This window comes from Oceaniovalibus sp. ACAM 378, from assembly GCF_008085915.1.
GTDB lineage: Bacteria > Pseudomonadota > Alphaproteobacteria > Rhodobacterales > Rhodobacteraceae > Oceaniglobus.
In genome coordinates, this window is sequence record NZ_VSJK01000008.1 from 227,569 (window position 1) to 249,652 (window position 22,084).

Consider the following 22,084-nt stretch of genomic DNA (forward strand, 5'->3'; position numbering starts at 1 on the left):
CCGTTCTATAGCAGCTTTCCGCCGAGGAAAACAAAAACAGCTTTCCGAATGCTTAACTCCCATGGATTGTCGATCTTTCAACTGACTACGGAGAGTACGTGATGCAACCTCTATTAACCACCGGTCGGCGGATTTCGGCCCTTGCGCTCGCGCTCTGTGCGCTGCTCGGGGCCGGGGCGATCCAGGCCGGTGAACTGCGCGTATCAGGTGAAGGCGTGATCAGCGCAGTGCCTGACATGGCACAGCTTTCGCTGGGCGTCGAGGCACAGGATAGCACCGCCGCCGCTGCTTTGTCGCAAGTGAGCGAGCGGATCGGCGCGGTTATCGACGCGTTGAAGGCGCAGGGGATCGCAGCCACGGATATGCAGACCGGGCAGTTGTCCGTGCGGCCCGAATATCAGGAGCGCAGCAAGGCCGAGGATATGCTCAATGTTCTGGGCTATGTCGCCAACTCGGATCTGTCGGTGCGGGTGCGCGATCTGGATGCCGTGGGCGAATTGATCGATGCGGTGGCCAAGGCAGGCGGAAACACGTTCTCAGGCATATCCTTTGACGTGCAGGACCGGGCGCCCTTGCTGATTCTCGCGCGCAAAGCGGCGGTTGCCGATGCGATGGCCAAGGCGGCGCTGTTCGCCGGGGCGGCGGGTGTGACCCTTGGATCGGTAGAAACGATAGATGAAACGGGTATGGGAGGCGGGCCGAGCCCGATGATGGACAGCGCCGCACTGCGTTCAATGCCTATTGCGGCGGGCGAGATCGATGTGACAGCGACGGTGCATATGGTGTTCGACATCGACGACTAGACTGTCTTGCCGATCAAAACGGGCCGGTGCGCATTGCACCGGCCCGTGATCGTAATTCGCTCAGGCGGTCGCTTTTGCCAGCGCCTGATCCAGATCGGCGATCAGATCGGCCGCGTCCTCGATCCCGATGGAAACGCGCACCAGTTCGGGTGCGGCGCCGGCGGCGCGCTGTTGGTCTTCGTTCAGCTGGCGGTGTGTCGTGCTGGCGGTGTGGATGACCAGCGACCGTGTGTCGCCGAGATTTGCGACATGGCTGAAAATCTCAAGCGAATCGATCAGCTTGACGCAGGCGTCGTATCCGCCTTTGACGGCAAAGGTGAACAGCCCACCGGCACCGCGCGGGCAGATCTTTTCGACCCGTCCGAAATATGGCGAGCTTTCCAACCCGGCATAGGTGACATAGTCGATCCGCGGATCGGCCTCGAGCCACTTGGCCACCGTCACGGCGTTTTCCACATGGCGTTGCATGCGCAGCGACAGGGTTTCGATCCCCATCAGGGTGTAATGCGCCGCTTGCGGGTTCATCGTCATCCCCAGATCACGCAGCCCGATGGCAATACTGTGAAAGGTGAAGGCGAGCGGGCCGAAAGTCTCGTGAAACTTCAGCCCGTGATAGGCGGTTTCGGGCTGTGACAGCGACGGAAACTTGTCCGACGCCGACCAGTCGAAGGTGCCCGAATCCACCACGCAGCCGCCCATGACCGTGCCGTTGCCCGTCAGGTATTTCGTCGTGGAGTGCACCACCAGATCGGCGCCGTGCTCGAACGGACGGCACAGGTATGGCGTGGCCGAGGTGTTGTCGACGATCAGCGGGATGCCCGCCGCTTTCGTGATGGCCGAAATGGCATCGAGATCGGTGATATAGCCGCCGGGGTTGGCGATCGATTCGCAGAACACAGCGCGGGTGTCGTCGTCGATCGCGGCCTTGACCGCCTCTGTATCGTCAAAGTCGACAAATGTGGCCGACCAGCCGAACCGCTTGATCGTCTGGGAAAACTGCGTGACCGTACCGCCATAAAGCCGGGTGGACGCGATGATGTTCTTGCCCGGCGACATCAGCGGAAACAGCGACATGATCTGTGCTGCATGGCCGGACGAACAGCACACTGCGCCGACGCCACCCTCAAGCGTTGCGATACGTTCCTGCAAGACGGAGACCGTGGGGTTGGTCAGGCGGGAATAGATGTATCCGACCTCTTGCAGGTTGAACAATGCGGCGGCGTGGTCGGCGTCGCGGAACACATAGGCGGTCGTCTGATAGATCGGCGTGTTGCGTGCGCCGGTTGTCGGGTCGGGCCGTGCGCCGGCGTGGACCTGCAACGTGTCAAAGCCATAATTCTTGTCGGACATGGGGATCTCCCTTGGATCTGGTCTGATAGCGCGTTTACGGCATAGCGCAGGCGCGATCAACGCTGTGCGGCGGTGCAGAGGTCAACGCAGCCACAGACCGTCACGGCGCAGCGCGTTGCGGATCGCTCGTTCCTTGCGCGGCAGATCGGTCTGGTCGAACAGGGCGCGGGCCATGGCCCCCTTGTTCTGATAGACCATGCGCAGGATCGGATCATACCCTTTCAGCACTTTCTTGACCGGGTTCGGCGCGGTGATGGCGTGCAGCAGATCGACCACCCGATCATCTTCGCGCGCATAAAGCAGGGGCAGGGCGCGGTAATGGCAGGAATGGCTGCCGTCCAGCATCCCCGGCGGCAGCGTGTCGCGCCCGCCGCCAAATCCGTGGATCACCAGCGGCAGCGCCACCTGATCCAGCCATGGGTTCAGCGTCTGACCAAGCAGTTCCTCGGGCGGATCGTCGCGGATCGACAGGGCCGTTGCCAAAAACCGCGCGCCGAATTCTCTGGGGCAGCGGTGGAAAAAATATCCGGCGTTGAAGTAGAGATAGCGCCGCCAGTATTCATCCGGTTGGCTCAGGTCCAGCGAACTGTCGAAATCCAGCTCGAAACGGTCATAGAGCGATTTCCAGATGCCGCCATATCCGGGGCCGTAAAGACTGGGTTCTGGCCAGGTGCCGGTCACGCGCAACGACGCGCTGGGGCTGTCGAAATCGAACGGGACTTCGGACAGCGGCGCAGTGATCAATGTGTCCGTGTCGAAGAACACAAAGGGTTCGCCGGGGGGCAGGGCCGCCAAGCCTTCGATCTTGTTGCCATAGGGATAGGCGGCGCCGAAATGCGCGGACTCAAAAGGTGTGATGGTTCCGCCAAGGTCTTCGAGCATGTCGCGCAGGGGGCCGATGGGCACACGCGGGTCGCGCGGCCACAGGGGGCCGGGCTGCGGTTCGCCCAGTATCACACGCCCCGCGAACCCCGGGTTTGTGTGGCGCAACGACAAAAGAAACAGCGCCGCCTCATAGGCCAGCCGCCCGGATTGCACGACGACGAAAATGTTGAAGACCGGCGCGATCTCTGGCTGGCTGAGGGCGGGGGCTGCCGCGTTTGGTCTTTCTGCCATGCGTTTCGTGGTCCTTCGGGTGTCATCTGGCGCGACTATAGCCCATTCGCCGCAGCCCGACAGCTGTGTTCCGGCCCGTACAGGGGGCCTTTATCGGAGAATGTATTGGATTTGGTTCTGATCCTCATCGCCATGATGGCCGCCTTTGAAATCGGTCGGTTCGGTGACGGTTGAACTGCTGTATGACGATATGCGCACGCCGCGAGACGGGTTTGAGCGCGGCGTGATACAAATGCCCTGATGTGCTTCAGAACGTGGGGGGCGTGCAGGCGCTGATGATCTCGCAAACCATATCGCCAGCGTTGCGAAACCTGTGCGGCAGGCGGCTGTCGAACAGATATCCATCGCCCGGACCCAGTGATCCGATGTGACCGTTCACGGTGATTTCGATCGTACCGCGCACGACAATCCCGGCCTCTTCCGATTCATGACTGAGCAGGCGTTCCCCTGTATCCGCGCCGGGGGGATAGGTTTCGTGCAGCATCTGCAGGCTGTGGCGCGAGGCATGGCCAAGCTGGCGCAGCGACAGGGTGTTCGCGCCACCGGGCGACAGTTCGGTGAATTCATCCGCCCGCCAGAACATCTTTTCCGGCTCTTCCTCGATGGATGCAAAGAAATCCGACATGCTCATCGGGATCGCGTCGAGCAGCGATTTCAGCGATGCCACCGATGGCGACGTGCGGTTCTTCTCGATCAGTGATATGGTGCCGTTGGTCAACCCGGCGCGCGCAGCAAGTTCGCGTTGCGATAGGCCCTTTTGCTTGCGCACCGCCTGAAGTTTCCTGCCGATGTCCATCATCCGTCCCGGGGCTGAGGCTGTGGCGCAGTGATGCAGAAGACGCGTTGAAAGATCAAGCCTCGCAGGTTTTCGCCACCGATCCCACAATCACGTTGACAGATATATTCAACGCAGTACTGAGAATTCTCAACACCCCCGCAACGCCGCTACCCGTCGACTCACCCCCTGTCTCTGCTGCAAAAGGAACAGAAGAATGGCCACCCAGACCCCCAAAAAACCCCGCAAGACGGCCGCCCAAACCGCAGAGAAATCGCGCGGCAAGACCATGGCAGCAGCAAAGCCCGGACCCCGGATCGCGCTGGTTCCCGATAATACGCCGGTGACCAATGCCGATCTTCTGGCGCGCCGTCAGGCAGCTGTGCCCCATGGCGTGGCCAGCGCGACCGGGGTGTTCGCCGCCCATGCGGAAAACGCCGAACTGTGGGATGTCGAAGGCAACCGTTACATCGATTTTGCCGGCGGTATCGCCGTGCTGAACACCGGCCATCGTCACCCCAAGGTGATTGCGGCGGCGATGGAACAGGAAGCCCATTTCACCCACACATCTTTTCAGGTGGTGCCCTATGAGGGCTATGTCGCGCTGGCCGAACGGCTGAACGCGCTGGCGCCGGGGGATCACGCGAAAAAGACGCTGCTGGTATCCACCGGGGCCGAGGCGGTTGAGAATGCGGTGAAAATCGCCCGTGTCGCCACGGGTCGCCGGGGTGTCATCGCGTTTCACGGCGCCTATCACGGGCGCACTCTGTTGACGCTGGGAATGACCGGCAAGGTCAGCCCCTATAAGTTGAACGTCGGTCCGTTCCCGGGCGATATTTTCCGCGCACCTTTCCCTTCGGCGCGGGACGGCATCACCGTGGCTGATGCGTTGAAAGGTCTGGAGAACCTGTTTCTGACCGACGCACAGCCCGAAACCGTTGCCGCGATCATCATCGAGCCGGTTCTGGGCGAAGGCGGGTATACGCCCGTGCCGTTCGAGATGATGCAGGCACTGCGCGCGATCTGCGACAAACACGGTATCTTGTTGATTGCCGATGAAATCCAATCGGGGTTTGCACGCACCGGAACATGGTTCGCCGTCGAACATTCCGGCGTCATTCCCGATCTGATCACTGTGGCGAAATCCATGGCGGGGGGGTATCCCATCGCCGGTGTGATTGGCCGCGCCGAGATCATGGACGCCGTGCCTCCGGGCGGGCTGGGCGGCACCTATGCCGGCAATCCGGTGGCCTGCGCCGCCGCGCTGGCGGCCATTGACGCGATCGAGGATGAAGGGCTGTTGGAGCGTTCAACCGCTCTGGGCGAGCGTTTGCGCGCCCGCTTTGCCGAGATGGGCGCGCGCGTCGCACCGTTCCGGATGTGGGATATCCGTGGGCTGGGGGCGATGCTCGCCGTCGAGTTCGTGAGCGATTTTGATACCGCCACGCCGGATGCCGCGCTGGTCAAATCGATCTGCGCCCATGCGCTCAAGCGTGGGTTGATTCTGCTGAGTTGCGGAATGCACGGCAATGCTGTGAGGATCATGGTGCCGCTGACCGCTTCGGATGCGATCATCGACGAAGGCATGACGATTTTCGAGGCAGCGCTGGCTGACGCTGTCACTGGGGCCGCCGTCTGACAACCCGCTGACTTTGTTTTAATAAATAGGGCGTCCAATCCGTTGGGCGCCCTATTTTTGGGCCTTCCACATACGAGACGCCAGCACAGGATTGCGCAACTTGCAGCAGAATGACTTGTTCGAAAAAATAAACACCGATACGGTGAAGGCAGGGCGCGACCTGATATTGTCAAGCCGTGAATGCAGTTGACCTTGATGGAAAACCTGCTTGTGTGGGCTTGATGTCACGCAGATCGAACCGTCCGGGCAAAATACCCTCCGCACCCTGCGGCGGGACAGAATTCGGGGCGGATCGTTGCCCTTGGCATACAGACTGAAAAGGCCCGATCAACCGGCCACCTGTAGTGGGAGTAATAAATGAAAACGTTGAAAACACTGACCCTGATGGGCGCAATGCTTGCGGGCACCGCAGCATTCGCACAAGAACGGTTCATCACAATCGGTACCGGCGGTCAGACAGGCGTGTATTTCGTCGTCGGTCAGTCGATCTGCCGTCTGGTCAACCGCGACAGCGCGACCAACGGATTGAAATGCACCGCGCCGTCCACCGGCGGCTCGATCGCAAACATCAACGCGATCAAGGCTGGCGATATGGACATGGGCGTCGCCCAGTCCGACTGGCAGTACCACGCCTATAACGGCACCTCGCAGTTCGAGGGTGACAAGTTCGACAAGGAACGCGCGGTGTTCTCCGTACACGGTGAACCCTTCACCGTGATTGCGCGCAAAGACGCCAACATCGGCGATTTCGACGATCTCAAGGGCAAGCGGGTGAATGTCGGCAACCCCGGGTCAGGTCAGTTGGCGACGATGGAAGTCGTGCTGGATGCCAAAGGCTGGACGATGGACGATTTCGCCCTCGCATCCGAGCTGAAGCCCGCTGAACAGGCTGCCGCTCTGGGTGACAACAAGGTGGACGCGATCATCTATACCGTCGGCCACCCGAACGGATCGATCCAGGAGGCGGTGTCGACTGTCGACGCCAGCATCGTACCCGTAACCGGCGAGGCGATTGACAAGCTGATCGCCGACAACCCGTTCTATGCCACCGCCACCATCCCCGGCGGCATGTACAAGGGCACCGATGACGACGTGACGACCTTTGGCGTCAAGGCAACTTTTGTCACCTCGTCCGATGTGCCGGATGATGTGATTTATGCTGTGGTCAAGGCGGTGTTCGACAACTTTGACCGCTTCAAGAAACTGCACCCGGCCTTTGAAAACCTCAAGGAAGAGGAAATGATCAAGGACGGTCTGTCGGCTCCGCTGCACCCGGGCGCCGAAAAGTACTATAAGGAGCGTGGCTGGATGTAATCCGGTCTTCGGGGGCGGCGCAAAGCCGCCCCCGATCCGTCTGAAATGGGGCCAGGATCCGGCCGAAAATGGTTCACAAAATCAGACGCCACCGGCAAAAATGACCGGGGCGCAGCATCAGGGAAAAGCATAATGTCTGACAAGGATCAGCAGCAGGCCGCCGCGGTCGAAGCAGCCGCCGCCGGACGGGGAGGGCTGTCGCAGGCCGAACTGGACGAACTGGTCGCGTCTTCCGATACCGGTGGACGCGCGGCAAGCGGGGCCGTCGGCACCTTTCTGATGCTGATTGCGCTGGCGTGGTCGCTGTTCCAACTCTGGATCGCCTCCCCGATTCCGTTCATCGTCGGCTGGGGCGTGTTCAACGACACCGAAGCGCGTTCGATCCACCTGGCCTTTGCAATTTTTCTGGCGTTCGCGGCCTTTCCCGCCACACGCACGCCATTCCAGCTTGGTCTGGGGATCGCGATTCCGCTGATCCTGGCCGTGCTGTTCATGATTTCCGCCAAGGATGGCGCGGCGACCTGGTATATTCCGGTCATCGCGCTGGCCGTGGTGGGGGCAGTGATCCTTGGATCGCCCAAGGACCGGATTCCATCCTGGGAATGGGCGCTGGCGATCATTTCTGCGGCGACCGCGCTGTATCTATTCGTCTATTACCGTGACATCTCGGGGCGGGTCGGTGCGCCGATCACGCAGGATTTCGTGGTTGGCGTGGCCGGGATCATCCTGTTGCTTGAGGCGACACGCCGCGCTTTGGGTCCGGCGCTCATGATCGTCGCATCGGTGTTTCTGATGTATACGGTGCTTGGGCCGCAAATGCCCGGCATCATCGCCCACAAGGGCAACAACCTGTCGGAAATCATCAATCACCACTGGATCACAACCGAAGGCGTGTTCGGCATCGCCTTAGGCGTTTCAACATCGTTCGTGTTTCTGTTCGTGCTGTTCGGATCGCTGCTGGATCGGGCCGGCGCGGGCAATTACTTTATTCAGGTGGCGTTTTCGCTGATGGGCCACATGCGTGGCGGACCGGCCAAGGCAGCCGTCGTCGCCTCGGCCATGACTGGCCTGATCTCGGGGTCGTCCATCGCCAACGTCGTGACCACGGGCACCTTCACCATTCCGCTGATGAAAAAGGTCGGATTTTCCGCCGAGAAGGCCGGCGCGGTCGAGGTCGCATCCTCGGTCAACGGGCAGATCATGCCGCCGGTGATGGGTGCTGCGGCCTTCCTGATGGTCGAATATGTCGGCATCCCGTATTTCGATGTGGTCAAACACGCCTTCGTGCCCGCGGTCATCAGCTATATCGCGCTGGTCTATATCGTGCATCTTGAAGCGATGAAGGCGGGTATGGAGGGGCTGCCGCGCGCCTATACTCCGAAACCGCTGGTGCAGCAGTTGATCGGTATCGCCTTTGCTATCGCGGCGATCTGCGCGATTTCCTTTGCCGTCTATTATGCCATGGGCTGGATCCGCCCGGCGTTTCCGGAAACCGCAGGCTATATCATCTTTGCCTTTGTCACCTCGGTCTATGTCGCGCTGCTTTGGGTCGCGTCGAAAGAGGCACCGCTGAAGATGGACGATCCGAATGCGCCGGTTTTGTCGCTGCCCTTGCCGGGCCCGACGGCGCGCTCGGGGCTGCATTTCATCCTGCCGGTCGTTGTGCTGGTCTGGGCACTGATGGTTGACCGGCTGTCGCCGGGGCTCTCGGCCTTCTGGGCGTCGGCATACATGGTGTTCATTCTGGTGACCCAGCGCCCGCTAATGGCGATGTTCCGCGGTGAAAGCCGTCTGATGACCGACATCAAGCAAGGGTTTCTTGATCTGAACGACGGGCTGGTCACGGGCGCGCGCAACATGATCGGCATCGGCATCGCCACGGCGACCGCCGGTATCATCGTCGGCGTTGTGTCGCAGACCGGAGTCGGTTCGGCGCTGGCCAATGTGGTTGAAGTGCTGTCGGGCGGCAATATCATGGCGATCCTGCTTTTGACCGCCGTTCTTTCGCTGATCCTTGGGATGGGGCTGCCGACCACGGCGAACTATATCGTGGTGTCGGCGCTGCTGGCTCCGGTCATCGTGACGCTGGGCCAGCAGAACGGGCTGATCGTGCCGCTGATCGCGGTGCACCTGTTCGTGTTCTATTTCGGGATCATGGCAGACGTCACGCCGCCCGTGGGCCTTGCGTCCTTTGCGGCGGCGGCCGTTTCGGGCGGTGACCCGATCAAGACCGGGGTGATCGCCTTCTTCTATTCGCTCAGAACTGCCGCACTGCCGTTCCTGTTCATCTTCAACACCGAACTGCTGCTGATCAATGTGACGATGACACAGGGGATATTTGTCTTTGTTGTCGCGACGGTTGCCATGCTTTTGTTCGCCGCTGCGACGCAGGGGTGGTTCCTGACAAAAAGCCGGTTCTATGAATCCATCGCGCTGTTGTTGGTGGCCTTTACCCTGTTCCGGCCGGGATTCTGGATGGATATGGTCGCGCCGCCCTATGCGGAAACCCCGCCCGCCGAACTGGTGCAGACGGCCGCGGCCACGCCGTCGGGGGAAACGCTGCGTCTGCGGGTATCAGGGGTGAACGATCTGGGTGATCCGGTTGAATTTGTGGCGCTTCTGGGCATCGGAGAAGGCGCCACCGGCGAAGAGAAGCTTGAGAATTCAGGGGTTGTCCTGCGCGAGGAGGACGGCAAGACGATCATCGATGATGTCGCCTTCGGCAGCTCTGCCGAGGCCGCAGGGCTTGACTGGGATCAAGAGGTCGTGCGCGTGCTCAAGCCGCTGGATCAGCCGACGAAATACCTGATGTTCATTCCGGCGCTGGCACTGCTCCTGCTTGTGATCTTTCTGCAACGCGGCCGGGCAATGCGCACCAATGCCACACCGAAACCGGCCTGAGGAGAGACAAGATGTTCAAATCCATTCTTCTCACGATTGACCTGACCGACCCGGCCACATGGGTCAAAGCGCTGCCTCAGGCGATCGAGATGGCGCAATGGGGCGGAGGCGTGCTGCATATCGTTTCCGTCGTGCCGGACATGGGAACGGCGCTTGTTTCCAGCCATTTCCCTGAAGGCTTTGCAAGGGACGCTTTGAACAAGGCGAAACAGGCTTTGGACAATCTGGTGGAAAACAACGTCCCGGAAGGTTTGGAAGTGCATGCGCATCTGGCCTATGGCGACATTCACGAAAAAGCGGTCGAGGCGATCACCAGGACCGGGTGCGATCTGGTGGTGATGGCCTCTCCTGCGCCCGACCGGGTGCGCGAATTCCTTGTGGGGTCGAACGCGGATCGCATCGTGCGTCGATCACCGGTTTCCGTTCTGGTCGTAAGAAGCTAGGCCAACGGCGACTTAGCCCCGTCCGATCGCCCGTTTGAACGGGCTGTCGCGACCTACGGAGACAGACACATGACCCCCTTTGCGATCGCCGGCGTGCAGATGCACGTGAACGCCCTGCACCCCAATGTTGACGGGATGATCGAGCGGCTTGATATCCTGATGGCCCGCTTTCCCTGGACGCAGATGGTGCTGTTTTCCGAGCTTGCGCCGTTCGGACCGCTGAACAAATTCGCCCAAGCGCCCGAAAACGAAACCCTGACGCGGTTTTGCGAGGCTGCAGCCCGCCACCGGGTCTGGCTGATTCCGGGGTCAATGTTTCTCGCCGGGCCAGACGGACGCATCTTCAATACCTCGGTGGTGATCAATCCCGAGGGCGAAATCATCCGGCGTTACGCCAAGATGTTTCCGTTTCTGCCCTATGAGGCAGGGATCGCGCCGGGCACCGAATTCTGCGTGTTCGACGTGCCCGAGGTGGGGCGGTTCGGCCTGTCGATCTGTTATGACATGTGGTTCCCCGAAACCACGCGGATGCTGACAAGCATGGGCGCCGAAGTGCTGTTGCACCCGGTTTTGACCGGCACCACCGACCGCGACGCCGAACTCGCCATTGCCCGGGCGACCGCGGCGCAATTCCAGTGCTATGTGATCGACGTGAACGGGCTCGGTGCCGGAGGGGTGGGGAAATCCTGTATCGTCGATCCCACATCCACCGTGCTGCACCAGTCGGGGGGACAGGAAGACATGTTCCCGATCGAGGTCGATCTGTCGATGGTGCGCCGCCAGCGTGAAACCGGCATGAAGGGTCTGGGACAGGTGCTGAAATCCTTCCGTGACCGCCCAACAGATTTTCCGGTCTATGACCGGACCAGCGGGACGGACGCCTATCTGCACACCCTCGGGCGACTGGAAATCCCCCATCAGGGCAGTCGCGCGGGCCTGCATATGGACCTGCCGGCCGATACTTTGCCCGGCGCAGTACAGCATGGCGACCCGTCGTTTGCCGCACCGGTCAACGCACCTGTCACCGCACCTATTAACGCACCCGTCACCGCAGCCGGCGATCCCGTCAAATTATCCGACAAGTAAGGCAAGACCCCACACCGCTCATATCACTGGAGACCATCTATGCATTCCGTGAACGACTACTATTCGGCGATCCAGCTCAGATCCGACCGGTGGAGCGCGCTGCGGGATGCCACGGGCAGTCTATCACGGGAACCCGGCGCCAAGGCGGCGAAGAAACTGCAGGCCACCGTGGCCGAGCTGATGGACAGCCTTGCGCGGATCGAACCCTATTGGGCGTTTCCGGGGATGGCGGCGTTTGAGCACCTGCGCCGTCAGTTCGACAACGGCGGCTATGCCGATCTGGCCTTTGCGACCCAGCGTGTCACCCGTGCGCTGACCACCGGTGCCTATCGCCGTCGGCACATCCCGCTGGATCGCGATTCCGCCGAGATGGATGATGCCGAGGACGAGGCTCTGCTGTCACCCGAGGCGCGGGCCATGTCCAAGCCCTATTTCGAAGTGCTAATCGTCGACGATGTGACCGACCAACAGGAACGCTGGGTGCGGGCAAACATGCAGCGGATGCGCCGGCCCGAAGATCCGTTCATCTATGAACCCGTCGTCGTGCCCAGCCTTGAGGACGCGATCATCGCGGTGCTGTTCAACCACAACATTCAGGCCATTGTCGTGCGCCCCGGTCTGTCGCTGAAATCAAAGCTTGAACAGCAGATGTCAAACCGGTTCATCACCCGGGCAGGGGGCGCGGAATACATCGACTCGCTGCCGCCCGAAAACTATGGCCCCGAGCTCTGCCGTCTGATCGCTCGGGTTCGCCCGGAACTTGATGCTTATCTAGTCACTGAACGGTCGGTCGAAGACATCGCCGGGCTGGATCTGGGGATCTGCCGGCGGGTCTTTTATAATCAAGAAGACTTTATGGAGCTGCACCTGAACATCCTGCGCGGTGTGCAGTCGCGGTACAAAACCCCGTTTTTCACCGCGCTTGTCGAATATTCCAAACAGCCAACTGGCGTGTTTCACGCCATGCCGATTTCGCGCGGCAAGTCGATCACCCGGTCCCACTGGATTCAGGACATGGGAGCGTTTTACGGCCCGAACATCTTTCTGGCCGAAACCAGCGCCACATCGGGCGGTCTGGATTCCCTGCTTGAACCCCATGGACCGATCAAAGAGGCGCAGGAATATGCCTCGCGCGCGTTCGGCAGCAAACAGACATTCTTTGCCACCAACGGCACATCGACCTGTAACAAGATTGTCGTGCAGGCGCTGGTGCGTCCCGGCGATATCGTGCTGGTCGACCGGGATTGTCACAAGTCGCACCATTACGGCATGGTTCTGGCGGGGGCACAGGTCTGTTATCTCGACAGTTATCCGCTGAATGAATATTCGATGTATGGTGCCGTGCCGCTGCGCGAGATCAAGAAACAGTTGCTGGAACTCAAGGCGGCCGGCAAGCTCGATCGCGTGCGAATGCTGCTGCTGACCAACTGCACCTTCGACGGGCTGGTCTATAATGTCGAGCGGGTGATGGAGGAATGTCTGGCGATCAAGCCCGATCTGGTCTTCCTATGGGATGAGGCGTGGTTCGCCTTTGCCCGGTTCAACCCCACCTATCGCGGACGCACGGCGATGAACGCGGCCAATACACTGCGTATCCGGCTGCGCAGCGATGCCCACGCCACGGCTTTTGCCAAGCAACAGATTGAGCTGGCAGATGCCAGTGATGAGGTCCTGCTGGCCACTCGACTGATTCCGCCGCCCACTGCGCGCGTCCGCACCTATGCGACGCAAAGCACGCATAAGACCCTGACCAGTCTGCGGCAGGGATCGATGATTCATGTCAACGATCAGGACTTTAAAGGCGAGGTCGAACAGGCGTTCCACGAAGCCTATATGACCCACACCTCGACCAGCCCGAACTATCAGATCATTGCATCGCTGGATGTCGGGCGGCGGCAGGTTGAACTGGAAGGGTTCGAGTTTGTGCAGCGCCAGATCGAAGCGGCGATGTCGATGCGCCGGGCGATCAGTGACCACCCGCTTTTGCAGAAATACTTCAAGATTCTGACGGCGGGCGACATGATCCCTGATGAACATCGCGAAAGCGGGGTGACCAGTTATTATGACAGCGAACAGGGCTGGACCGATCTGTGGGACTGCTGGGAAAAAGATGAATTCGTGCTGGACCCGACGCGCGTCACGCTGGCGGTGGGCGAAACCGGTTGGGATGGCGACACATTCAAAACCCGGATTCTAATGGATAAATACGGCATCCAGATCAACAAGACGTCGCGCAACACCGTTCTGTTCATGACCAATATCGGCACAACGCGGTCGTCTGTAGCCTATCTGATCGAGGTGCTGGTCGAGATCGCGAATTCGCTGGATGATCTGCTTGACGATGCATCAAAAATGGAGCGCAAGGCCTTTGATCGCCGGGTAAAGAACCTGCGCGATGACCTGCCGCCGCTGCCGGATTTCAGCCGGTTCCACGATGCCTTCCGTCAGGACGACGTCACCCCCGAGGGCGATATCCGCACAGCGTTCTTTCTGGCCTATGATGACAACAATTGCGACTATCTTGAACTTGACGGAACGCTGAAAGAGGCGATGGAGGCCGGCGAGGTCGTATCGGCCAGTTTCATCATCCCCTATCCGCCGGGGTTTCCGATTCTGGTGCCCGGACAGGTGATCAGTCAGGAAATTCTGGCCTTCATGCGCGCGCTGGATGTCAGCGAAATCCACGGATACCGCCCTGATCTGGGGCTGCGGGTGTTCACATCCGAAGCTTTGGCACAGCTTGTCCAGAAACGACTTTCCATCGCCGCCGAATAACAAAATTTGCAGGGAGAACAGCACAATGGCATCAACTGTCCTGAACAACATTTCTGAAATCCGGCGGTTTTTCCACCGCAACGAAGATCCGGTCTATTTCATCTCGGCGACGAATTTCAACCTGCTGGGGATTGATGAGTGGGTCAAGAATTTCAAATATATCTGCTATATCGATTGCTACGACGGCAAACATCCCAACGTGTTTTGCCCCAGTGAACAGCCTCATGCCGAATTCCAGAGCATCGAGGACATCAACAATTATCTCCTCCAGCACAAAGAGGTGATCGACTTCATCAAGAGGCGCGGCGGCAAGCCGAAATTCGTCTTCCTGATGTTCGACGAAGAGACTGAGCGGCTGTCAAAAGAACTGGGGGCCGACGTCTGGTTCCCCAAGGCGAAACTGCGCCAGAGCATGGACAACAAGATCGCAACCGTCCGCATCGGCAATAAGGCGGGGGTGCCTTCGGTGCCCAACACGCTGTCGGTGGTCGAAAGCTATGACCACCTGCGCGAGATTACCGAACAGGCCGGCATCGGGCATGATCTGGTGCTGCAAAGCGCATTTGGCGATTCCGGACACACCACGTTCTTTATCAAATCCGAAGCAGATTTCCGCCGCCATGAATCCGAAATCGTCGGCGAGGGCGAGATCAAGATCATGAAGCGGATCGATTGCCGCGGCTCGGCGATCGAGGCTTGTGCAACGAAGGAAGGCACCATCGTCGGCCCGCTGATGACAGAACTGGTGGGATTTAAAGAACTTACACCCTATCGCGGCGGCTGGTGCGGTAATGAAATCCTGTCGACCGCCTTTCCACCGAAAGTACGCCAAAAGGCCCGCGACCTGACTTTCAAGTTTGGCGAGCAGTTGCGCAAGGAAGGCTATCGCGGCTATTTCGAGCTGGATTTCCTGATCGACAAAAAGACCGGCGATCTGTGGCTGGGCGAATTGAACCCGCGTATCACCGGTGCGTCGTCGATGACCAATCACGCCGCCTTTGCCCATGCGGATGCGCCGCTGTTTCTGTTCCATCTTCTTGAATTCTCACGCAAGAAGTTCGACCTGGACGTGGACGAGTTGAACAATCGCTGGGCCAATCCCGACATGATCGATTCATGGTCGCAGATGGTGATCAAGCACACCCAGGACAGCGTGGACATCTGCACCGACAGCCCGGAAACCGGCATTTATCGGATGCTGGAGGATGGGCGCGTGGTGTTCGACCGGTTCGATTATCACCGCCGCGCGGTAGAGAGCGAGAACGAGGCGTTCTTTCTGCGCATCCTGCAACCGGGCGATTACCGGTACGAGGGCGCGGATATCGGAATCCTTGTGACCCGGGGTCGGTCGATGACGAAATCCTTTGACCTGAACGAACGTGCGAAACGCTGGATTCACGGCATCAAGCAAAGCGTTTCAGGGCGGCCTCTGCCCGTGGCACAGGCCGGTCCGGCATTGGCCGATCCTGCGTTCAAGATCATGTAGTCCCTTGTTCTGGCGCGCCTATCACGAAACGACGCCCGGCCCGCGATGGGCCGGGCTGTTTGCCGAATACTGGCCCGTTTATCATCGCTGGTGGTCGCGCGAAGGCGTGTCCGTGCGCCCCAGCTATGCGGTGTGCCGCAGGGCCTTGATGGCGCATATGCCGGAAATCCTGCCACTGTATGACGATCTATGCGCGCTTGCCGGGGGCGGCGATCAGGCGGCACGGTTTCTCAGTTTCTATTGCCCGCCGCCCTATCTTTCCGGCTGTTCACAGGCGGTCTGGTCGGGCAAAGAACCGGTCTTGGTCAGAAATTATGACTATGATCCGCGGTCCTTCGATTCCCTTGTGCTGTCCACCGGCTGGCAGGGGCGGCGGGTGATCGGCACTTCGGACGGGCTGTGGGGGCTGGTCGATGGGATGAACGATGCCGGATTGGCGATATCGCTGACTTTTGGCGGTCGGCGGATCGTTGGCGACGGGTTCGGGGTGCCGCTGATCCTGCGCTATGTGCTTCAGGTCTGCGAGACGACCCAGCAGGCGGGCGAAGTGCTTGCCCGGCTGCCGACACATATGAGTTACAATGTCACGGTTCTGGACGCCAAGCGGCAGTATCTGACGGCCTTCATGGCACCGGACCGCAAGGCGGTGATCAGCCGTACCGCCGTGGCGACCAACCATCAGGAGGTCGTCGAATGGGTCAGCCACGCGCGCTTTACCGCAACGGTTGAGCGTGAGAGATTTCTTTTGCAACGCATGCAGTTACACCGCGATCCTGAAGAGAAATTCATTGGTGCCTTCCTGAAGCCGCCGCTGTATTCGACCGCTTTCGATGCCGGGTTCGGCACGCTTTATACTGCCGTCTATCGGCCGCGTCTCGGACGGATGGAGCTGCGCTGGCCCGGCACGGTCTGGCCTTTCAGCTTTGACAATTTCCCCGAAGAAGGGCGTCACGTCGCCATTCCCGGCGCGGCCTGACACTGTCATAGGTGCTGCAACCTTGCCTCAGCCACCGAAAGGGCGCGACATGAGCCATATTTTCCCCCGCAATCCAAAATCACTGCCCCCCGTTGCTATTTCGGGGCAGGGATGCTGGCTGACCGATGACACGGGCAAGCGGTATCTTGATGCGTCGGGCGGCGCGGCGGTGTCCTGTCTGGGGCATGGGGACAGGGCGGTGATCGATGCGGTAAAGGCACAGCTTGACGTGCTGGCCTATGCCCACACGGGGTTTTTCACCAGCGAACCCGCGGAAATGCTGGCCGATTTGCTGATCGAACAGGCCCGCGCAATTCCCGGCAGCGATCTGGATCGGGTCTATCTTGTCTCGGGCGGGTCCGAGGCGGTGGAAGCGGCGCTGAAACTGGCGCGGCAGTACCATGTCGAGCGCGGCGAACCCGAGCGTGGCCGGATCATCGCCCGCAAGCAAAGCTATCACGGCAACACTCTGGGCGCGCTGGCGGCGGGGGGCAATGAGTGGCGGCGGGAACAGTTTGCGCCGCTGCTGCTGGATGTCAGCCATATCGACCCCTGCTATGAATACCGCCTGAAAAATGACGACGAAACCCCCGAGGCTTATGGCCTGCGCGCCGCGAACCTGCTTGAGGAAGAACTGCTGCGCGTCGGCCCCGAAACCGTGATGGCCTTCATCGCCGAACCCGTGGTCGGTGCGACGGCGGGTGCGCTGACCCCCGCGCCGGGTTATTTCGCCCGCATCCGCGAGATCTGTGACCAATACGGAATCCTGCTGATTCTGGACGAGGTGATGTGCGGCATGGGGCGCACCGGCCATCTGTTCGCCTGCGAGGCTGAAGACGTGGCCCCGGATATCCTGTGTATCGCCAAAGGCTTGGGCGCCGGATATCAGCCGATTGGCGCGATGCTCTGTTCGGCGCATATCTATGACACGATTGTGCAGGGTTCCGGGTTTTTCCAGCACGGTCACACCTATATCGGCCATCCGGCGGCGGCTGCGGCGGGGCTGGCGGTGGTAACGGCACTGCTGGACCGCGGATTGGTGGCGCGGGCAGGCACACAGGGCGATAAGCTGCGCGGGATGTTGGAGCGCACTCTGGGCCAACACCCCCATGTGGGCGACATCCGTGGTCGGGGGAGCTTTATCGGGCTGGAACTGGTCGCCGACCGGGCCACCAAGGCCCCCTTCGCCGCGTCGCGCGCAATCGCAGCCAAGGTGAAGAAGGCAGCCTTTGCCGAGGGCCTGATTTGCTATCCGATGTCGGGCACCATCGACGGACGTTTGGGCGACCACATCCTGCTGGCCCCGCCGTTCATCATTACCGACGAAGAATGCGGCTTTCTGGTCGAATGGCTTGCCAAGGCGATTGCGGTGGCGCTGGGGTGATCGGGCGAAAGGAGGCGGGGGGAAGGGCTGTGTGGGCGAACCGCACTTTCGCTGCACTTGCACCAATGTCGGCTATGGGTAGCCCGTAAGTACTGGCATAAGCACCGGTGGCCGGTGTCAGAGGGCACGAGATTGTGCAGGATTCAGGTTCTCTTCATATTATCATCATGGGATAGGGCAGGGGTTTTGGAAGTGAAAATCGAGACAGGCGAACTGTCGGAGTCCTATTGCCTCTTCGAGGCTTTCACAGACGGACAAATACTTCAAATTGACGCAGATCAGTATGCGACGCTCAACGACGCGCTCACGACCGTCGTTTCTGCGTTGGAAATCGAGGAGCTATTCCAAATATTCGCACAGTCTTTTCTCAGGTTTGAAAAGGATTTGTTAGATGTGGCTTTTGAGTATACCTATACGAACATGTGCGGTTTAGCTGAACTTGAAAAGTTCCTCAGCAATTCTCGAAACCGGTTCAATGTTAATATAATCACATTGCTAACATCGTTTAAAAGCTATGTAGATCAAAGCGACAGAATTCTGAAATATGCGAGCCCCTTAACAGAAGCAAGGGAATTAAATAAGAAATTAGGAAATGACGCATTTGACACTCACTTTAGTTATAGAGTTTGTGATCAACTTAGAAATTATGCACAACATCATGCTCTTCCACTGGGCGGGTTTTCTATTGGCTTCGGTGCAAACTTTGTCCGTGATGATGCTGGGATTGTTAGGAGATTGAATTCTGGTTATGGTGTCTCTCCGTGGCTCGACGTTACGAAGTTCAAGAGTTCTCCAAAAATGAAACCTGCCCTCCACTGTGAGCTTGGTGATCTCGGCTACAAAAAAATTGACATGAAGTGGCTTGTTCGTTCCTTTGCCGGAGCTGTGTACAGCCGTCACGCAAAACTTCGAGAGCGTTTGAAGCCCAAAATTCAGGATGCCGGTATAAAAATTGCTGAGGGATATGAATTGGCTGACGTTGCAAAAGGCAGCGAAGCAAAATTCCTCGAGCTGCATGGGGGCGGCAAAGAACGTTCCATGAGAAAGGATCTGGCCGCTAAGGTTCTAAGTGATTTTGAAACCTACGCGTCACTAAAGAACGCGGACCAAATATACGTTACGTCGCAAATAAAGCCAGATGCCGCGTCTTACTCGGGCCCAGATGGTTTGCAGCCACAGTAGTTGCCGAGCGCATCAACCTGAGTGTGTGCAAGACCTTAATGAATTGCGGGTTCTTTGACTTCAGACATTCCTGAGACGCGCAAAATTTGTCAATGTGGGCGCCAACCAGCCACCCACATGCACCAAACCGCCGGGGGTGGACACCGGGCAGGTTTCCCCTAGCCTTGGGGTGAATATCACGGAGATGCAGATGACCCTGGCCGATCGTATCACGGTGGATGACGCCACTGCACAGGCCGCTGCGAATGAATGCAGGCGGCTTTACACCCTGTCGGAAAGCGCTTTTGCGGCGGAACAGAGCATTGCGCGTCGGCTGGGCGGCCATGTGGAGGGCGATATCGCCTGTTTCGGGTTCTGGACGCCCGAATTGCTGGACAACCGGATCCCCGAGGGCGAGGTGTTTCTGGAACTGCTGCGGCCCGAAGCGCCGTTGGATCTGACGCTGGGCACACGGGAAGTACGGTTTGACCGGGTGCTGCTGCCGACTGTGCGTGCCGATGCCCACACCTTTGCCGCCGCAAAGGGCGTCGTTGCCGGAACCCGTGAACAGGTCGGTGACTTTTACGCGCTTGTCTGGCGCGACGCCGATGGCGGCTGGCACCGCATTCTTGATCCGCTGGCGATGTCGCTGCCGTTTGGCGCATTTGCCCCGGCCGAGCTTTATGACGTGGCGGCGATGCAGGCCGGGCGTGGCGATGCCGGGTATTGGGCCGCCCTGAAGGGGGACGCGCCGCATAAATTCGGACCCGCGGTGAATATCTTGCAAATCCATGTGCCCACCGCGACCGCGGGCGGTACCTTGGCCAGCCTGACACGGTATTACGCCCGCCTGTCGGAGCGGGTGGGGCAGGGGCTGCCTCTGGAACCCGGGGATCGGCTGTTTCTCGGCTATGATGCGGTACAGCTTTTGCCGGTGGAACCCACGACGGTCTATGAGAAAGGCCCCGGATTCTGGCAGGATATCGTGTCGGATGAGCCGGTCGCAGAAGTCGCCCTTGCACGACCCGATACGACCAACTGGGGCTATGATATTGTGATTGCCGGCATGGGCACGGTGAATTCCGTGCTGCTGGAATCCGGCCGCCCCGATGAGCTGGTCGATTTCGCCGCCGTCCTGCATAATTTCCCGGGCAAGCCAAAGATGCTGATTTTCGACGTGGTCTTTGGCCATTCCGACAATCAGGGACTGGGCGTGCTGAACGGGCATTTCTTTGCCGGGCCGAACATGTATGGCCAGAATCTCGATTACCGGAACCCCGCCGTACGCGCGATCCTGCTGGAAATGCAGCGGCGCAAGGTGGATTTCGGCGCGGACGGCGTGCGGGTGGACGGGGCGCAGGATTTCAAGCTCTGGAACCCCTCGACCGGCATGATGGAGCATGACGACGCCTATCTGCAATCCATGGCCGATCTCGGGCAATGTGTGGCCGGAACCCAATTTCGTCCCTGGTTCATCTTTGAGGATGGCCGCCCCTGGCCGGATGAGGATTGGGAGCTTTCAAGCACCTATCGCAGCGTTATCGAGGCGCAGAACGACGCCGACGTGTTCCAATGGGGCCCGCTGACCTTTGCCCATAACACGCCGTTTCTTTACACCTACTGGCTGTCGAAATACTGGCGCATCCGCGAAATGCTTGACGTTGGACAGAACTGGATCTCGGGCACGTCGAACCATGATACCCTGCGCCGGGGCACTCAGGTTTCGCCGAAAATGAACGTCAACACCCGGCTGGGCAAGACCCGGATGGAGATTCTGGAAAAGGCATATGACAATCCGGTCGTCCATGCGCTGACCTATGGGGTGCTGCCGGGCGTGCCGATGGATTTCCTGAACGCCACGGCGCGCGCGTCATGGGGGTTCATCCGCAATCAGGATGATACATGGGGCGTCAAGGTGGTGGCCGAAGAGGCGATATCGCTGAAATGGCAGGTCGATGAATACAGCTATTCCCGCGACAGCAATTTCCGGCGGCTCAAGGCGATGGGATACGAAACCCGCGAAGATCTGCTGCGATTCTTCGAATTCCTGCCCGCGCTGGTCGATGTGACGGACTATGATCTGGACGAGATCGCCCGCCTGCTCAGTCAGGCCGAGCCGGAACTGGCCGGGCCGCATCCGTTCACGGTGCAGGCGCTGAAGGATATCGCGCGGGCCTGGATGGATGACATGCATGATTACTGCAATGTCGCCCATCACCTGACGGCGCTGTCACATGTGCAGACGGATTTCGCTTTGGGGTTGCGCACGTTCCGCCGCGCCCGGCCATGGCTGCGCGGTGCCTTCGGGCCGGGGGATCATTTCGATTACCTGCAACCGATCGCCGGTCGCACCCTGTTTCGTGCCCTGCGCAACGGGCCGGACGAACAGATTTTCGCGCTGCTGCATATGGAGGGCAAACCAACCGAGATGATCGAGCCTTTGGCCATGGATGTGCCGGGGCTGGAGGGTGGTGGTTGGGTGCTGCGGCTGAAAACTCCGGGATTCGACGATGGATATGAGGGTGGCCCGATCGAGTTGCACGATTCCATGGGGCTGATCTTTACCCGTCCGCGATGACAGGCTGAGCGTCCTGTTCAACGCCACCTTAGCCCGGCTGTTCGCGGTTCAGGACGGCGACCGTCCAATGATTTTGGCGGGTGCGGTGGCTCTGCCTGCTGGTACTGGCGCTGTTGCCGACGCTGATGGCACTTTTTCTGTGGCCATCGGGCGACCCTTCAGTGATCGAACACCGCCACGACGATCTGCCGCAAGAACACCCGCACCTGACCGGCGGCAGGCGTCATTCCCATGCGTTTGTGATCGACGATCTTCATCGCCAATGGCCGTGCGCCTTTGGCACGGGTCGGAATTTGA

General features: G+C 59.7%; 15 protein-coding genes. 12 read left to right on the plus strand and 3 right to left on the minus strand.

All coding sequences use genetic code 11. From position 1 onward, the window contains the following. The first annotated feature begins 101 nt into the window (after positions 1 to 101). The gene (locus tag FQ320_RS12920; protein ID WP_148472863.1) at positions 102 to 803 is read left to right on the plus strand and encodes an SIMPL domain-containing protein; all 702 of its coding nucleotides are present in this window, start codon (positions 102 to 104) and stop codon (positions 801 to 803) included. A 60-nt stretch (positions 804 to 863) separates the two neighbouring features. On the opposite strand, the gene FQ320_RS12925 is transcribed toward FQ320_RS12920, so the two are convergent. The 3 genes from FQ320_RS12925 to FQ320_RS12935 all read right to left on the minus strand — a co-directional run bounded on the left by FQ320_RS12925 (position 864) and on the right by FQ320_RS12935 (position 4,065). Beyond that, a complete protein-coding gene (locus tag FQ320_RS12925; protein ID WP_148472865.1) occupies positions 864 to 2,153 on the minus strand; it encodes an O-acetylhomoserine aminocarboxypropyltransferase/cysteine synthase family protein in 1,290 nt (429 codons plus the stop codon). An 81-nt stretch (positions 2,154 to 2,234) separates the two neighbouring features. Next, complete coding sequence (locus tag FQ320_RS12930) at positions 2,235 to 3,269, minus strand: hypothetical protein (RefSeq protein ID WP_148472867.1); 1,035 nt, start codon at positions 3,267 to 3,269, stop codon at positions 2,235 to 2,237. Positions 3,270 to 3,516: 247 nt separating this feature from the next. Continuing rightward, positions 3,517 to 4,065, minus strand: coding sequence for a cupin domain-containing protein (locus tag FQ320_RS12935; RefSeq protein ID WP_148472868.1), 549 nt, complete (start codon positions 4,063 to 4,065; stop codon positions 3,517 to 3,519). A 268-nt stretch (positions 4,066 to 4,333) separates the two neighbouring features. Between FQ320_RS12935 and gabT the strand changes: the two genes are divergently transcribed. The 11 genes from gabT to gghA all read left to right on the plus strand — a co-directional run bounded on the left by gabT (position 4,334) and on the right by gghA (position 21,787). After that, positions 4,334 to 5,683 (plus strand): 4-aminobutyrate--2-oxoglutarate transaminase, encoded by a 1,350-nt coding sequence (gene gabT / locus FQ320_RS12940; protein ID WP_370513060.1) that lies wholly within the window; start codon positions 4,334 to 4,336, stop codon positions 5,681 to 5,683. A 357-nt stretch (positions 5,684 to 6,040) separates the two neighbouring features. Continuing rightward, entirely contained in the window at positions 6,041 to 6,997 is a 957-nt protein-coding gene (locus FQ320_RS12945) for a TAXI family TRAP transporter solute-binding subunit (RefSeq protein ID WP_148472873.1), read from the plus strand. Positions 6,998 to 7,129: 132 nt separating this feature from the next. Then, on the plus strand, positions 7,130 to 9,898 hold the full coding sequence (locus tag FQ320_RS12950; RefSeq protein WP_148472875.1) for a TRAP transporter permease: 2,769 nt from the start codon (positions 7,130 to 7,132) through the stop codon (positions 9,896 to 9,898). A gap of 11 nt (positions 9,899 to 9,909) precedes the next feature. Then, entirely contained in the window at positions 9,910 to 10,341 is a 432-nt protein-coding gene (locus FQ320_RS12955) for a universal stress protein (RefSeq protein WP_148472877.1), read from the plus strand. Between the two features lie 69 nt (positions 10,342 to 10,410). Next, entirely contained in the window at positions 10,411 to 11,427 is a 1,017-nt protein-coding gene (locus tag FQ320_RS12960) for a carbon-nitrogen hydrolase family protein (protein WP_148472878.1), read from the plus strand. A 39-nt stretch (positions 11,428 to 11,466) separates the two neighbouring features. Further along, a complete protein-coding gene (locus FQ320_RS12965; protein ID WP_148472880.1) occupies positions 11,467 to 14,202 on the plus strand; it encodes an aminotransferase class I/II-fold pyridoxal phosphate-dependent enzyme in 2,736 nt (911 codons plus the stop codon). Further along, positions 14,096 to 15,688: a biotin carboxylase gene (locus FQ320_RS12970; RefSeq protein ID WP_255509488.1), complete on the plus strand. Its 1,593-nt coding sequence runs from the start codon at positions 14,096 to 14,098 to the stop codon at positions 15,686 to 15,688. Before FQ320_RS12965 ends, FQ320_RS12970 begins: the two co-directional genes overlap by 107 nt. A gap of 4 nt (positions 15,689 to 15,692) precedes the next feature. Next, positions 15,693 to 16,664 carry a C45 family autoproteolytic acyltransferase/hydolase gene (locus tag FQ320_RS12975; RefSeq protein ID WP_148472884.1) on the plus strand — a complete coding sequence of 324 codons (972 nt, stop codon included), beginning with the start codon at positions 15,693 to 15,695 and terminating at the stop codon, positions 16,662 to 16,664. Between the two features lie 49 nt (positions 16,665 to 16,713). Next, positions 16,714 to 18,048, plus strand: coding sequence for an aspartate aminotransferase family protein (locus FQ320_RS12980; protein ID WP_148472886.1), 1,335 nt, complete (start codon positions 16,714 to 16,716; stop codon positions 18,046 to 18,048). Between the two features lie 192 nt (positions 18,049 to 18,240). Then, positions 18,241 to 19,230 (plus strand): hypothetical protein, encoded by a 990-nt coding sequence (locus FQ320_RS12985; protein ID WP_148472888.1) that lies wholly within the window; start codon positions 18,241 to 18,243, stop codon positions 19,228 to 19,230. A 190-nt stretch (positions 19,231 to 19,420) separates the two neighbouring features. Then, positions 19,421 to 21,787 (plus strand): glucosylglycerol hydrolase, encoded by a 2,367-nt coding sequence (gene gghA / locus FQ320_RS12990; protein ID WP_148472890.1) that lies wholly within the window; start codon positions 19,421 to 19,423, stop codon positions 21,785 to 21,787. The last annotated feature ends 297 nt before the right edge of the window (positions 21,788 to 22,084 follow it).